General features: G+C 36.1%; 14 protein-coding genes. 13 read left to right on the top strand and 1 reads right to left on the bottom strand.

Features of this window, described 5'->3' with window-relative positions; all coding sequences use genetic code 11:
* Positions 1-154 precede the first annotated feature (154 nt).
* Positions 155-1,360: a C1 family peptidase gene (locus PMI13_RS11285; RefSeq protein WP_007843740.1), complete on the bottom strand. Its 1,206-nt coding sequence runs from the start codon at positions 1,358-1,360 to the stop codon at positions 155-157.
* A gap of 380 nt (positions 1,361-1,740) precedes the next feature.
* Here PMI13_RS11285 and PMI13_RS11280 point away from each other — a divergent pair, with 380 nt between their 5' ends.
* The 13 genes from PMI13_RS11280 (at position 1,741) to lpdA (ending at position 14,766) form a co-directional block, all read left to right on the top strand.
* Positions 1,741-2,259, top strand: coding sequence for an RNA polymerase sigma factor (locus tag PMI13_RS11280; RefSeq protein WP_007843739.1), 519 nt, complete (start codon positions 1,741-1,743; stop codon positions 2,257-2,259).
* An 11-nt stretch (positions 2,260-2,270) separates the two neighbouring features.
* Positions 2,271-4,727, top strand: a complete 2,457-nt coding sequence (locus PMI13_RS11275; protein ID WP_007843738.1) for a vWA domain-containing protein — start codon at positions 2,271-2,273, stop codon at positions 4,725-4,727.
* 148 nt (positions 4,728-4,875) lie between these two features.
* Positions 4,876-5,379: a GbsR/MarR family transcriptional regulator gene (locus PMI13_RS11270; RefSeq protein ID WP_007843737.1), complete on the top strand. Its 504-nt coding sequence runs from the start codon at positions 4,876-4,878 to the stop codon at positions 5,377-5,379.
* 69 nt (positions 5,380-5,448) lie between these two features.
* On the top strand, positions 5,449-5,793 hold the full coding sequence (locus PMI13_RS11265; protein ID WP_007843735.1) for a hypothetical protein: 345 nt from the start codon (positions 5,449-5,451) through the stop codon (positions 5,791-5,793).
* Between the two features lie 6 nt (positions 5,794-5,799).
* The gene (locus PMI13_RS11260; protein WP_007843733.1) at positions 5,800-6,201 is read left to right on the top strand and encodes a hypothetical protein; all 402 of its coding nucleotides are present in this window, start codon (positions 5,800-5,802) and stop codon (positions 6,199-6,201) included.
* A 78-nt stretch (positions 6,202-6,279) separates the two neighbouring features.
* Complete coding sequence (locus PMI13_RS11255) at positions 6,280-7,098, top strand: DCC1-like thiol-disulfide oxidoreductase family protein (protein ID WP_007843731.1); 819 nt, start codon at positions 6,280-6,282, stop codon at positions 7,096-7,098.
* Between the two features lie 4 nt (positions 7,099-7,102).
* Entirely contained in the window at positions 7,103-7,885 is a 783-nt protein-coding gene (locus PMI13_RS11250) for a fatty acid desaturase family protein (protein WP_007843730.1), read from the top strand.
* Position 7,886: 1 nt separating this feature from the next.
* Positions 7,887-8,360 (top strand): SRPBCC family protein, encoded by a 474-nt coding sequence (locus PMI13_RS11245; RefSeq protein ID WP_007843728.1) that lies wholly within the window; start codon positions 7,887-7,889, stop codon positions 8,358-8,360.
* Positions 8,361-8,452: 92 nt separating this feature from the next.
* Positions 8,453-9,895 (top strand): alpha-L-fucosidase, encoded by a 1,443-nt coding sequence (locus PMI13_RS11240; protein WP_007843727.1) that lies wholly within the window; start codon positions 8,453-8,455, stop codon positions 9,893-9,895.
* A complete protein-coding gene (locus PMI13_RS11235; RefSeq protein ID WP_007843725.1) occupies positions 9,895-12,564 on the top strand; it encodes a beta-glucosidase in 2,670 nt (889 codons plus the stop codon). The genes PMI13_RS11240 and PMI13_RS11235 overlap by 1 nt, the downstream gene beginning before the upstream one ends.
* A gap of 28 nt (positions 12,565-12,592) precedes the next feature.
* Positions 12,593-12,715: a hypothetical protein gene (locus tag PMI13_RS21690; RefSeq protein WP_007843723.1), complete on the top strand. Its 123-nt coding sequence runs from the start codon at positions 12,593-12,595 to the stop codon at positions 12,713-12,715.
* Between the two features lie 171 nt (positions 12,716-12,886).
* On the top strand, positions 12,887-13,147 hold the full coding sequence (locus PMI13_RS11230) for a hypothetical protein (RefSeq protein ID WP_007843721.1): 261 nt from the start codon (positions 12,887-12,889) through the stop codon (positions 13,145-13,147).
* A gap of 230 nt (positions 13,148-13,377) precedes the next feature.
* A complete protein-coding gene (gene lpdA, locus PMI13_RS11225) occupies positions 13,378-14,766 on the top strand; it encodes a dihydrolipoyl dehydrogenase (protein ID WP_007843720.1) in 1,389 nt (462 codons plus the stop codon).
* The last annotated feature ends 11 nt before the right edge of the window (positions 14,767-14,777 follow it).

Here is a 14,777-nt window from a genome sequence, read left to right as displayed (position 1 = left end):
TGATTTAAGTATATTTGATGTATTAAACTAGTCAACCTTTTTCAGGACTAGTCAGTTCTATAAAAATAAAGCCTGCTTCAGGTCACTGAGAGCAGGCTTTTAACAGATTAAATATCTAAAATTGTCATATCAGATGACAACAGTGATTAATTTCTTATAAACCAATATTTTTTGTTGGTTTCAATTGCTTTAAAATACTTTTCGGAATGGCATTTTTATGAACAAGGATAGCCGTTGATTTATACTCAACATAAGGTCTTGTCACATATAAATACCCTTCAAAATCATTCGTCACACCCCATGAATTCTTTACCATATAATATTCTTTTCCGGTCTGGTCTTTGGCTAATCCTACGATGTGCATCCCATGATCATCAGTGGTAGAAAGGTTGTTAAGTGCTTTCTGACGGATGTCTTCTGTAATCGTTTTATCCTTTTTAGGCTCTGTGAACAGATCTTTTTTAGCTTCAGGAGTAATCGTTTGATCCAAATCTACATCCGGAACATATGCTACACCGTTTTTATAAGAAAAATAAGGCTCTGAAACATCAGTTGCCCATCCGATAGAATAGCCTTTATGTAAAGCATTATCAATAATAGCGGTCATATCTTTCATCGGAACGTTCCAGTCTGAGTCATGGCTCCAGTTATCAGGAATCGGCACTACAAATTTCTGATAATAAGCATAATCTTTATATGAAGATAATTCTACATAATCATCAGCGTTAATGCCTACAACTTCTTTAGCAAAAGTTTTTGGTGTATAGTTTTTTCCTTCATAAGTAAAGTTGGCAGGGATTTTTCCAAGATATTCATCTAAAATAGCATCTACTGCAGACATCCAGTTGTCTGAAAGTTTTCCTTTTGAAGATGCCTGAACCAAACTATCTAAAACAGGCTTTAATTTACCCTGCATTTCGGAGAAGTTATTGGTAGCCTGTCCGGGTTTTAGTCCTGAATAGGCATCCTGTGGTACTGCACCATATTTTTTGTACATGTTGATGACATCATGCAGTTCACCGCCATCACCCCAGTTGATGGCCCCATTATTTAAAACATATAATTTTGCTTTATCATGGTAAGAATTTCTTGCCGTGAAAATTTCCGCTAAATCTACAGGCTTTTTACCCATACGCTGCATTTCAGATTCAAGGAAGGAGTTCCCTGAATAACTCCAGCAAGTTCCTGATGACCCCTGGTTTTTTACCGAAGTAGCACCCACGTCCTTTAGAGTAGTGAACTGAAAATTGGCATTTTGAGACTGATTGTTTTTTAACTTGTTAATTAAGTCATCCTGGGCAAACATCATACTTCCTGCAGATAAAACAAAAAGTAATGATATGATTTTTCTATTTTTCATTACTACAAAAGAATTATTTACATTAATAGTCGGTAATATTAAAGATAAGTTACATGAATGAAAGTTAAATTTAGAATGAAATTTTTTGAAAAAAATGAAAAAAAGCGGAATGGCTAAATCGTAAAACCGCTAAATTGTGAAGCTGTGAAATTGTTAAACCGGAAGTTAATGAATAAAAGTTGGTACACAGTAAATAACCGGATGTTGAGAATAATTTTTCCATCTATTCCTTAGCTCTTCTGTTCTTCACCCTTTGTCTCTTTACAAATTAGCGATTTTACAGTTTCACAACTTAACCTTTCAACAAATTTCCTGAAAAAATGAATATATTTCCAACCCTATTGAAAGTTTATGCATCTATATTGGTATAAAGCCTGACTATGGAAAACGAATTACTATTAGAATGCCAACGTAACGACCGCAATGCGCAGCGGAAAGTTTACGAGAAAATGGCGGGCAAGCTGCATGCAGTCTGCAGACGCTATTTAAAAAATGATGAGGATATTGAAGAAGCATTGGCTGATACTTTTTACAAAATATTTACGAAAATCAGCCAGCTGCAAAATCCTGATATTTTTGAAGCCTGGGCCAGAAAAATTGCGGTTAACGAATGTCTTCAGAAACTGAGGGCTAACAAAGCATTGTATATTTCTCTGGAAGAAAATCTTGTACAGTCTCCTGATACAACCGTAGAAAATCTTTCTTTTGAAAAAGATCTCCTGAATCTGCTCAACTTTCTTCCGGAAGGATGCCGGGCAATTTTTAATCTTTTTGCAATTGAAGGGTATCCGCATAAAGAAATTGCAACGATGCTTTCCATCAGCGAAGGAACTTCAAAATCCCAGCTCAATTTTGCGAGGAAAAAACTACAGGAACTTTTGATCAGTCAGAACATTTAAACTTTACAACAATGGAAAATAATCACGATATAGATAAAAAATTCAACGAAGCTTCCAAGATTCTGGAAGAGCCTGCAACTTTTCCGGCTTTTGAAAAAGTCTGGGAAAAGATCGAAGAAAAGCTGGATAAAAAAGAAGATAAAAAGAGAATCATTCCTGTTTGGTTTCCTTACGGAATTGCGGCAAGCTTAATCATCGGTTTGGGAGCATTTTATTTTTTAAATAAAAAAGAAGTTGCAGGGCCTGCAAAGCCGGTTATTACAAAAAATATGGTTTCTCCGAAAATTAACAGCAACAGCAAGATTGAAAAAATTAACCGGACTGTAAAATCCAATATTGAAAAAGAAATACAAGCTGTAAAACCTATTGAAGAGCCAACTGTTATTGCTTATCAGGATGTAAAGGCTAACAGAAAGAAACCTGTCGATATTTATAAAAAGCAGAATATGGGAGTTCCTGTTGCCCTACCAGTGCCTAAAACTGTTTATGATACTTTTAAAGAACATATGCTGGAAGAAGTTGCTCTTTTAGGCTATTCAAATAAAAAAGTTCAGGCTTATACTTCAAGTTCAGTATCCGTGCGTACAGAAAACATTGCTCCAGGATATTCAACACAGTCTTTACAGGGGAAAGTGGCTGGAGTTCAGATCACATCCAAAAGAGACAAACGTAAAAATAATCAGATTGCCGGTAATTCAGGGAATCCGGGTGTTCCACAAGAATTAATAGAAAGAGCATTCGGTTTACAGGCTGGTAAATTAAATAATTCCGATTCACGTATTGTTATAAGAGGAAATAAATCAATTTCTGAAACCAATACTGCACTTGTTGTAATTAATGGAGTAGTTTCAAATACATCGGTCCTTCAGCAGTTACCTCCTGAAATCATTGGTGGTATCCGGGTTATTAAAGGCCAGGAAGCAACTGCATTATATGGTGCACAGGCAAGCAATGGAGTAATCGTGGTGACTACCAGAAAGCTGTCAGGAAAAGAAAAAAGAAAACTGAAAAGGCTTCAGAAAAATTTAGTAACCAATCAGCAAACGATTTCATACAACGATGAAGAATACGATGCATTTGTTGAGAACCCGTTTGAGCTGACGAAAAATCAGCCTTTATCTACCTTCTCTATTGATGTAGATAATGCTTCCTACTCGAATGTCAGAAGAATGATTAATAACGGTGAAAAAGTGGATAAGAATGCAGTAAGAATAGAAGAAATGATCAATTATTTTAAATATGATTATCCGCAGCCGCAAAATAATCAGCCGTTTTCAATTAATACGGAATACAACGATGCACCATGGAATCCGGATCATAAGCTTCTTAAAATAGGGCTTCAGGGAAAAAACATCCCGATGGATAAGCTGCCAAATTCCAATTTTGTTTTTTTAATTGATGTTTCAGGCTCGATGGATGAAGCGAATAAACTGCCGTTGCTGAAATCTTCATTCAAAGTTTTGCTGGATAAATTACGTCCTGAAGACAAAGTAGGAATTGTAGTTTATGCAGGGAATGCCGGAATGGTTTTATCACCTACTTCAGCCAAAGAAAAAGAAAAAATAATGCAGGCTTTAGACAATCTGCAGGCTGGGGGAAGTACTGCGGGCGGAGCTGGAATTGAACTTGCCTATAAGCTGGCTCAGGAAAACTTTATTAAAAATGGAAATAACAGGGTAATCATTGCTACAGACGGAGATTTTAATGTAGGAGTATCTTCTGTTTCAAACCTTGAAAGCTTAATTGAAGAAAAAAGAAAATCCGGGGTTTTTCTTACCTGTCTGGGTTTCGGAATGGGGAATTTTAAAGACAACAGACTTGAAACTTTAGCAGATAAAGGCAATGGGAATTACGCCTATATCGATAATATGCAGGAAGCCAATAAGTTTTTGGGGAAAGAATTTGCCGGAAATATGTATGCCATTGCAAAAGATGTGAAAATCCAGATTGAGTTTAATCCGAAGTTGGTAAAGTCTTATCGGTTGATCGGGTATGAAAACAGGAAATTGAGAAATGAAGATTTCACCAATGATAAAATCGATGCCGGTGAATTGGGAAGCGGGCATACTGTTACGGCTTTGTATGAAGTGATTCCTGCTCATGTTAATTCAGCAATTTTACCTAAAGAAAATGACCTGAAATATTCAAAAACCTCTTCTTCCCAAAGCTTTGGAGATGAACTGGCAACTATAAAATTCAGGTATAAAAAGCCTGATGGTGATCAGAGTACAGAAATTACAGAAGTGGTGAAGAACTCTAATGAATCATTTGTTCAATCAAGCCCAGATTTCAGATTTGCATCTTCCGTTGCATGGTTTGGATTGGTTCTAAGAGAGTCAAAATTAATTGAGAAAAAAGATCTTAATAGCATAGAAGATCTGGCTAAAAAAGGAAAAAATAAAGATGAGGAAGGCTATAGATCTGAATTTATAAGACTGGTTGAAAGCTATAAAGCCATTAAAAAATAAATTTAAAACAGACATTCGAAAGAGTGTCTGTTTTATTGTAGCAACATATCTGGAAGAAGGGATTGAAATAAATAAATTTAATTTTCAATAATTATTGAAAATTCAAAAAATATAATTATATTTGTAATAGAAATTCAAAAAAGAAACAATGAAACTTTCAGAAGCTAAAGAAAAATACATTCAGACCTGGGGAACCTTTGCGACCAATTGGGGAATCAACCGGACGATGGCGCAGGTTCATGCTTTGCTTCTGGCAAGTGGGAAACCGCTTTCTACTGATGAGGTAATGGAGCTGCTTGAAATTTCAAGAGGAAATGCCAACATGAATTTACGTGCCTTAATGGATTGGGGGATTGTGAAAAAAGAATTTGTAAAAGGAGACAGGAAAGAGTATTTTGTGGCCGAGAAAGATGTCTGGTTCCTGTTTAAGCAGATTACCAAAGAACGCAGAAAAAGAGAAATAGAACCTGTTATTTCTTTTTTAGAAGAACTGAAAAATATTGAAGACAAAGATTCGGCAGAAGCAAAAGAATTCATTAAACTGATGGAAGATTTCAGTTCAGTTACAGGAAAAATTAATAACATTATGGATCTTGCGATCAAAAGTGATGATCACTGGCTGGTCGGGAAGATCACCAATTTATTAAAATAGAAAGGATTCAGTATCCTTTTTTATTTCAAATTTATTTTCAAAAATTATTGAAAATATAATACTTATAAAATGTTCAGTATAGTGTCATATGTGCTTTTTCTTTCCATTAGTTCTTATATCACGATTGATGTGGGCAGGAGATGTTTTAATTCAGGAAAGGTTTATCTGGAGTATCTGATTAAGGACAAAGGCTTTTGTTTGAAAGTGAACAGGATACTATTGGGAAGCTACTATCTTCTGAATCTTGGCTATATCACATTCAGCTTAAGCTCTTGGGAACAGATTGCAAATATGGAGCAGGTTTTATCAACGGTTTCTGTTCGTATTGGATATATCATTATGATTCTCTGTTTTTTACATTTTACAAACATATTTACCCTTTATATTCTAAGAAAAAAACTAACATTAAAATAAATTATTATGACCGCAACAGTTTTAACCCAGACATACAATTTCTCAGCGTACATGATTTATTTACCAATTGTAATCACTCTTACCATATTGGTTTCTCAATTTCTGTTTAAAAATTCAAAAACATTTATGATTGATATTTTTCATCAGAAAGAAGATATTGCAATGGCAACCAATTCACTCTTTAAAATCGGATTTTACCTTTTGAATATTGGTTTTGCCCTTTGTATCATTGAGTTTTTTCAGATAGAAACCATAGAAAGACTGGTTGTAAGCGTAAGCAAAAAGATCGGTGGATTCTCAATTTATCTCGGAGTAATGATGCTTTTGAATCTATTACTTTTCTTAAAAGGGCGTAAACACGCCATGAATAAACAATATTCAATCGAAAATGAAAACACTGCTCTTTAAAATCTGGATGTATTTTACTTTCAGATTTCAGAATAAAAGAACCCGGGGCGATTTCCTCAATCTTTAAAAATATCAATTATGAAAACATTAAACAGCCACACCCTGATCTATGACAATGAATGTCCCATGTGCAATATCTATTCAAAAGGTTTTATAAAATGTGGAATGCTTGATAAGAACGGGAGAGAAGCTTTTACAGAATTATCTGTCAATAATAAAACATTGATAGATTTTGACCGGGCGAAAAATGAAATTGCATTGGTTGACCACAATAAAAATGAAGTGATCTATGGTCTGGACAGTTTGCTTGCCATCATTGGGAATTCCTTTCCAACACTAGAGAAAATAGCCAGGATAAAGCCGCTTTATTGGTTTTTCAAAAAAATATATTCATTTGTTTCTTACAATAGAAAACAGATTATTCCTTCCGGGAAAGAACATACATATGCATCCTGTGTCCCTGATTTTAACTTGAAGTACAGGTTGACCTACATGATATTTGTTGTATTGTTTTCAACATATATTCTGAGTTTATTCACTGTAAGATCAGGACTGAATTTACAACAGGGTTTCCTTCAAGAATTAATGGTTTGCGTGACTCTGCCGGTCTTGCAGGTCGTATTTTTAAAATCATATTTAAGAGAAAAAATATGGGATTACCTGGGAAATATGATGACAGTCTCTCTGATAGGATCGCTGCTTTTAATTCCGGCTTTGCTGATAAACCTTAATCCGGCTTTTCATATGATCTACTTTGGAGTCGTAGTTCTCATCATGTTTCTGGAACATATAAGAAGATGTAAAATTTTGAAATTAAATTTTCTTCCTGCAGCTTCATGGCTTGTATCCGGTCTGATCACTTTATCAATAATTATTGTATTTACTCTTAAAAACTAATAAGATGAATCACCTTGAATTAATAAAAAAAGTAGAATGGAAAGATCTTAAAGCTCTTTCCGTTAAAGAAATGCTGATTGAAAATAATATCAGCCTGCCCTGGCTTTTTATTTCCATATTTTTAGCATACAAAGGATATTACGGATGGGCGATTCCGTTTTCAGGGTTTTATTTTCTTACGGCACTCAGGCAGGTTCATAATGGGTTTCATCATTCGCTGGGAACCGGAAAATTCCTGACATGGCTGTCATTATATCTCAACAGCATTCTGATGATGGTTTCCATTCATGCCGTGAAATTCAATCACATCCGGCATCACAAATTCTGTCTTTCAGAAGAAGATTATGAAGGGAAATCAGCATCCATGAAATGGTATCAGGCTATTCTGTACGGTCCTGAACATATATTTCTGATTCATTGGATCACTTTTAAACATGCCAATAAAAATTATAAGCGGAATATGGTATTGGAACTGGCTTCAATGGCTGTTGTAATGTCCATCATACTTTATTTTCAGATTCATTTTTTGATGTATCACCTGCTGATGATGATTCTGGGAGAATTTTTAATGGTATTCTTCGCAGTATGGACAGTTCATCATGATACCCATGAAAATCCCAATATAGCAAGAACCCAACGCGGATTCTGGAAAAATAAATTAACCTTCAGCATGTTTTATCACATGGAACATCATCTTTTTCCGGCGGTTCCCACGATAAAGCTTCCCGAGCTTGCCCGGAGAATCGATAAAGTACTGCCGGAATTAGATAAAAAACAGACTTTTTAAAATGTCAAAAATAGAAATAGAAACATGGATTAAAGCTGATATTGATAAAGTTTTTGATTTAGCACGCGATATTGATCTGCATCAGAAATCCACTTCAAAAACAAATGAAAAAGCGATTGCAGGAAGAATGACCGGATTGATTGAAGAAAATGAAACGGTAGTGTGGCAGGCAAAGCATCTTGGAATAACACAAAGACTGACCACAAAGATAATCAGTATGGAAAAACCCCATCAGTTCACAGATATGATGTTGAAAGGTGCCTTTAAATCGATGATCCATCAGCATTTGTTCAAGCAAAAAGAAGGTTATACTTTAATGAAAGACCATTTTGAATTTGAATCTCCTTTTGGAATAATCGGTAAGCTTTTCAATACATTCTTTCTCACCAGTTATCTTAAAAAATTTCTGTTAGAAAGAAACAGACTAATTAAAGAAACAGCAGAATTACTTCAGAGCCACGAAGTGGCGATTTAACCTAAGATAGGATGCAGTCCTGTCCGTTCTACAAAATTTCAGCGTTTGCAGGTTCATTCAAGGATGATTAAATTAGCGGAAAGTATTACTGTATGCCCGCAAAACAAAAAACTAAAACCTTATTTCTGGCTTCACTTTTTATTTCATCCGCTTTTTTCTCTCAGGCTCATAATGTTTCCGAAGGATATGAGAAGCCTGCAGATCCGCTTGTTGTACAAAACCTCGAGCAGTGGCAGGATTTAAAATTTGGGCTTTTTATGCATTGGGGAACCTACAGCCAATGGGGAATTGTGGAAAGCTGGAGCTTATGCCCTGAAGATGAATCATGGACCCAACGTAAACCGGAACATGGTAAATCCTATAATGAATATGTAAAGAACTATGAAAATCTTCAGACCACTTTTAACCCTGTTCAGTTTAATCCGCAGAAATGGGCTGATGCAACCAAAAAAGCCGGGATGAAATATGTTGTTTTTACAACAAAGCATCATGACGGTTTTGCAATGTTTGATACAAAACAGTCTGATTATAAAATTACATCCTCAAAAACACCTTTTTCTAAGAATCCGAAAGCGGATGTAGCAAAAGAAATCTTCAATACATTCAGGGATAACGGTTTCAGAATCGGAGCTTATTTCTCCAAGCCGGACTGGCACTCCGATGATTACTGGTGGTCATATTTTCCACCCAAAGACCGGAATGTAAACTATGACCCTCAAAAATATCCCGCACGATGGGAAAATTTTAAAAAATTCACCTTTAATCAGCTTAATGAAATTACATCCAACTATGGTAAAATCGATATCCTTTGGCTGGACGGAGGCTGGGTACGTCCGTTTCACACCATAGATCCCAATATAGAATGGCAGAGAACCATCAAAGTAGAGCAGGATATTGATATGGATAAGATCGGAACCATGGCCCGGAAAAACCAACCCGGGATTATCATTGTAGATCGTACTGTTCCCGGAAAATGGGAAAATTATGTTACCCCTGAGCAGGCTGTTCCCGAACATGCCCTTTCGATCCCGTGGGAAAGCTGTATCACGATGGGAGATTCTTTTTCTTATGTTCCGAATGACAATTATAAATCTTCCCAGAAAATCATTGAAACCTTAATCAGAATCATTTCAAGAGGCGGAAATTATCTGATGAATATTGCACCGGGGCCCAACGGTGATTATGATGCCGTTGTTTATGAAAGATTAAAAGAAATCTCCGGCTGGATGGATAAAAACCAATCTGCTGTTTTTACAACAAGAGCTTTAGCTCCTTATCATGAAAGCGATTTCTATTATACACAGAGCAAAGATGGGAAAATTGTTAATGTTTTTCATATCAGTGAAAAATCAAATTATCAGGCACCGTCAGAATTAAGCTTTTCAATTCCTGAAAACATTAACCCGAAAACGGTGAAAGTTCTTGGAATTTCTTCTCAAATTAAATGGAAGAAAAAAGGAAATAAGATTCATGTTCAGCTTCCTGAAGAGCGTACAAAACTGAATTATTCGACCGTGATTCAAATAACACAATAATGAAATGGTATTATTTTAAACTTACGGGAATAGCTTTGATTGTAAATACGGTTTTTGTTTCTGCACAAACGAAAAAACCTTTATATAAAGACCCGAAACAGCCTGTTGAGATAAGAGTTCAGGATTTGCTTAAAAGAATGACCCCCGAAGAAAAATTCTGGCAATGCTTTATGATTCCCGGAGATCTTGATAATGTCCCTGAAAATCAATACTACCATGGTGTTTTTGGATTACAGGTAAGTGCCGGAAACCAGGGAAACGGAGCTGCCGGACAGATGCTGAAATACAATGCCAGTGAAGATGCAGAAAGACTGGCAAAAAAAATCAATGCAATTCAGAAATATTTTGTAGAAGACTCAAGACTGGGAATTCCGGTTATTCCTTTTGATGAGGCTTTACACGGATTGATGCGTGAAGGGGCAACCGCTTTTCCTCAGGCAATAGGTTTATCGGCTTCTTTCAATCCTGAACTGATGAAACAGGTTTCTGCAGCAATAGCTAAAGAATCCCGGCTGAGAGGTATCCGGCAGATTTTAACTCCGGTAGTGAATCTGGCTAATGATGTGCGATGGGGAAGAACAGAGGAAACTTATGGTGAAGATCCGTTTCTGGCCTCCGTTATGGGAGTCAATTTTGTAAGCTCTTTTGAAAGCCAGGGGATTATTACCACTCCAAAACATTTTTTAGCTAATGTCGGAGAGGGTGGAAGAGACTCATATCCGATTCACTGGAGCAAAAGATATCTTGAAGAAACCCACCTGGTCCCTTTTTATAAAGCATTTACACAAGGAGAAAGCAGATCGGTAATGACTTCATATAATCTTCTTGACGGCAGACCCTCTACTGCCAATCATTGGTTGCTGACTGAAAAGTTAAAGCAGGAATGGAGCTTTAAAGGCTTTGTCATTAGTGATGCAAGTGCAGTTGGTGGTGCCAATGTTTTGCATTTTACTGCAAAAGATTATGGTGATGCCTCTGCACAGGCCGTTAATGCAGGTCTGGATGTGATTTTCCAGACAGAGTACAAACATTACCGGTTATTTATTCCACCGTTTTTAGATGGGAGAATTTCGCCGGAAAGAATTGATGATGCGGTAGCAAGAGTTTTAAGGGCAAAGTTTGAACTGGGATTGTTTGAAAATCCGTATGTTTCTGAAAAAGAAATGAGTGAATTAAAAGAACTCAATCATAAGCCTTTAGCAGAAAAAGCTGCTGTTGAATCCTTTGTCCTGCTTCAGAATAATAACAGCACCCTGCCTGTTTCCGATCAAATAAAAAAGATACTGGTGATAGGTACCGATGCTGTTGATGCAAGATTAGGCGGTTATTCCGGGCCGGGAAATCAGAAGGTGAGTATTCTGGACGGAATTAAAAATTTTACAAAAAATAAGAATATCGAAATCCTTTATTCAAAAGGAATTGACTGGGACCTGAAAAGCTTTAAGACAGTTCCCAACGAATTTTTATCTTTTGAAAATAAAAAAGGATTAAAAGGAAGTTATTTTTCAGACAATAACTTAAAAGGAAATCCCGCTGTTGAAAGACAGGACGACCTGATTAATTTTAAATGGACATTATTTTCTCCGGATCCTGAAAAGCTTCAGCCGGATAATTACAGTGTTCGCTGGAAAGGAAAGCTGACAGCCCCGGATACAGGAAAATTCAAACTTGGAGTACGTGGAAATGATGGATTCAGATTGTTTCTGAATGGTAAATTAATGATTGACCAATGGGAAAAACTGAGCTACTCAACCCAGACCATAGAAGTGAATTTTGTTAAAAATCAGCAATATGATATTGTGATTGAGTTCCATGAAAACAGAGGCGAAGCAAACATTGAGCTGATCTGGGATTATGGAGTAAATGACGGTAAAAAAGATTTTAATGATGCTTTAAAGCTGGCTGAAAGTGCCGATTATATTATGGTGACAGCAGGTATTCATGAGGGGGAATTCCAGGATCGCTCTTCATTAAGTCTTCCCGGAAATCAGGAGGAATTTATTCATCAGGTTTCAAAATTAAAAAAGCCGGTGACTGTTATTCTGGTAGGAGGGTCCGCCATAAAAACAACAGCCTGGAAAGATGAGATTGGGGCAATTTTAGATGTCTGGTATCCGGGAGAAGAAGGAGGAAATGCTGTTGCGAAAGTGCTTTTCGGGGCAGAAAACCCGTCAGGAAAATTACCTGTTACATTTCCTGTTGAAGAAGGCCAGCTTCCGTTGACATACAACCATCATCCTACAGGAAGAGGAAATGATTATTATGATTTAAGCGGAGAGCCTTTGTATCCGTTCGGTTTTGGATTAAGCTATACTACCTTTGAAATTTCTGATCTTACACTGAATAAAAATTCATACGTTGAAAATGAAACCATTGTTGCTAAGGTCAACGTTAAAAACACAGGCTCAAAAGAAGGAAGTGAAGTAGTTCAGTTGTATGTGAAAGATTTATTGGCTTCTGTTTCCAGACCGGTTATTGAATTAAAAGGTTTCCGGAAAGTAAATTTGAAACCCGGGGAATCACAACAGGTGACCATTGAAATTCCTGTAAAAGAACTGAAGTTCTTAGACGAAAAAATGAACTGGATCAATGAAAAAGGAAAATACAGGATTCTGGTGGGAAATTCATCAAAAAATCTGCCTTTAAAACAAAATATTGAGATTCTCTAAAGAAAGAAAAAAATAGGTTGAAATCAGGATGGAGAAGCTTGAAAAGAGATATGAAAAAGAAAAGGACTTGATTGAAGGTAACAAAATCCTAAGTAAAAACGAAAAAAAATCCCGGAAAGAACTTTTGAAAAGAGAGAAAGACAAAATTTAAATTGTTTTATTCCGAAAATAATAACACTAGGTTTAAACTGAATAAATAATGGGATTGTAGAAAAAGGGATGTACAGAATTTTGGTATGATATGTGTAATATTTACTTCAGAATCGAATGAATTTAATTTAATAATCATTATTTGATTAAGATCATTCAAAAAGTAGATGTCATGGAAAAGCTATTTATATCAACTGTTTTATTATTAGGTTTATCGATGAATATTTCAGCACAGAAACATCCTTCACTATCGCCTCATCCTTCTAAAAGCGAACTGATCAATATGAAATCACGGGAATTGGATAAAAGATATAATGCAGAAAAAAAAGCGATCCTGAACCATCCGCTTGCTACTAAAAAAATGAAACAAGATCAATTAAAGGCTTTAAATGAAAAATACCGAAGCCAGAAAAAATTGCTTAAAAAAATGTAATAACATCATTTTTTTAGAAATTATTAAAATTGATATAGTTTAATTCTATATCTCCGGTTTTATGAAATTTTTAACTTAAAATAAAATTTATTAGAGAGAATGCTTTTTGTATTCTCTTTTTTTGTTTAAAAATATAGGAAAATTGTATTAATGATGCATTGTGATATGAATTTCCCGAAACATGGAACATCCAATATTTTTCCTTAAATTCGCATAAAAATTTTAAACTAATGAATTACGATATTATTGTCATCGGAAGTGGTCCCGGTGGATATGTTACAGCTATCAGAGCGGCACAGTTGGGTTTCAAAACCGCAATTATCGAGAAAGAAAATTTAGGAGGGATCTGCCTTAACTGGGGATGTATTCCAACTAAAGCTTTATTGAAGTCTGCTCAGGTTTTTCATTATATCAACCACGCTGAAGATTATGGTTTGAATAAAGTGGAAGGAAGTTTTGAATTTCCGAATGTAATTCAAAGAAGCCGCGGAGTTGCCAACAAAATGAGCAAAGGGATTGAGTTCCTGATGAAAAAGAATAAGATTGATGTAATTCTTGGTACAGCTAAAATTTTAAAAGACAAAAAAGTTTCTGTTACTGATAACGACGGTAAGACTACTGAATATTCAGGAAGCCATATCATCATTGCAACAGGTGCACGTTCAAGAGAATTACCGAACCTGCCACAGGATGGTAAAAAAGTAATCGGATACAGACAGGCATTATCTCTTCCTGAGCAGCCGAAATCTATGATTGTTGTAGGTTCCGGAGCTATCGGGGTAGAATTTGCTGATTTCTACAATACAATGGGAACTAAAGTAACTGTTGTTGAATTTATGCCGAACATCGTTCCTGTAGAAGATGAAGAAATTTCTAAACACTTAGAAAAATCTCTGAAAAAATCAGGAATTGAAATTATGACCAATGCTTCTGTAGAAAGCCTGGATACAAGCGGAGAAGGAGTAAAAGCTAATGTAAAAACTGCAAAAGGAAACATTACGCTTGAAGCTGATATCGTACTTTCTGCGGTAGGTATTGCTGCCAACATTGAAAACATCGGTTTAGAAGAAGTAGGAATCCAGACAGATAAAGGAAGAGTTTTAGTAAACGAATGGTACGAAACTTCAGTTCCGGGCTATTATGCAATCGGAGATATCATTCCTACACAGGCTTTGGCTCACGTTGCTTCTGCAGAAGGAATCACCTGTGTTGAAAAAATCAAGGGAATGCATGTTGAGAAAATCGACTATGGCAATATCCCGGGATGTACATACTGCCACCCTGAAGTTGCTTCTGTAGGTCTTACAGAAAAGCAGGCTAAAGAAAAAGGATATGAAATCAAAGTTGGTAAATTCCCTCTTTCTGCAAGTGGTAAAGCCACTGCAAACGGAAATACAGACGGTTTCATCAAAGTAATTTTCGATGCTAAATACGGTGAATGGTTAGGATGCCACATGATTGGTGAAGGCGTAACCGACATGGTTGCTGAAGCTGTTGTAGCCAGAAAACTGGAAACTACAGGTCACGAGATCATTAAGTCAATCCACCCGCACCCGACGGTTTCGGAAGCGATCATGGAAGCTGCAGCAGCTGCTTATGGAGAAGTGATTCACATCTAAGATCAGAATAC

Origin of the sequence: Chryseobacterium populi (assembly GCF_000282115.1) — a bacterium.
Classification (GTDB): Bacteria; Bacteroidota; Bacteroidia; order Flavobacteriales; family Weeksellaceae; genus Chryseobacterium; species Chryseobacterium populi.
Note: the sequence above shows the minus strand (reverse complement) of the source record. Positions and strands in the feature narration are given on the sequence as shown.

Excerpts from the sequence above, each read along its gene's own strand:
- PMI13_RS11285 (WP_007843740.1), bottom strand. The coding sequence starts at position 1,360 with ATGAAAAATAGAAAAATCATATCATTACTTTTTGTTTTATCTGCAGGA.
- PMI13_RS11280 (WP_007843739.1), top strand. The coding sequence starts at position 1,741 with ATGGAAAACGAATTACTATTAGAATGCCAACGTAACGACCGCAATGCG.
- PMI13_RS11275 (WP_007843738.1), top strand. The coding sequence starts at position 2,271 with ATGGAAAATAATCACGATATAGATAAAAAATTCAACGAAGCTTCCAAG.
- PMI13_RS11270 (WP_007843737.1), top strand. The coding sequence starts at position 4,876 with ATGAAACTTTCAGAAGCTAAAGAAAAATACATTCAGACCTGGGGAACC.
- PMI13_RS11265 (WP_007843735.1), top strand. The coding sequence starts at position 5,449 with ATGTTCAGTATAGTGTCATATGTGCTTTTTCTTTCCATTAGTTCTTAT.
- PMI13_RS11260 (WP_007843733.1), top strand. The coding sequence starts at position 5,800 with ATGACCGCAACAGTTTTAACCCAGACATACAATTTCTCAGCGTACATG.
- PMI13_RS11255 (WP_007843731.1), top strand. The coding sequence starts at position 6,280 with ATGAAAACATTAAACAGCCACACCCTGATCTATGACAATGAATGTCCC.
- PMI13_RS11250 (WP_007843730.1), top strand. The coding sequence starts at position 7,103 with ATGAATCACCTTGAATTAATAAAAAAAGTAGAATGGAAAGATCTTAAA.
- PMI13_RS11245 (WP_007843728.1), top strand. The coding sequence starts at position 7,887 with ATGTCAAAAATAGAAATAGAAACATGGATTAAAGCTGATATTGATAAA.
- PMI13_RS11240 (WP_007843727.1), top strand. The coding sequence starts at position 8,453 with ATGCCCGCAAAACAAAAAACTAAAACCTTATTTCTGGCTTCACTTTTT.
- PMI13_RS11235 (WP_007843725.1), top strand. The coding sequence starts at position 9,895 with ATGAAATGGTATTATTTTAAACTTACGGGAATAGCTTTGATTGTAAAT.
- PMI13_RS21690 (WP_007843723.1), top strand. The coding sequence starts at position 12,593 with ATGGAGAAGCTTGAAAAGAGATATGAAAAAGAAAAGGACTTGATTGAA.
- PMI13_RS11230 (WP_007843721.1), top strand. The coding sequence starts at position 12,887 with ATGGAAAAGCTATTTATATCAACTGTTTTATTATTAGGTTTATCGATG.
- lpdA (WP_007843720.1), top strand. The coding sequence starts at position 13,378 with ATGAATTACGATATTATTGTCATCGGAAGTGGTCCCGGTGGATATGTT.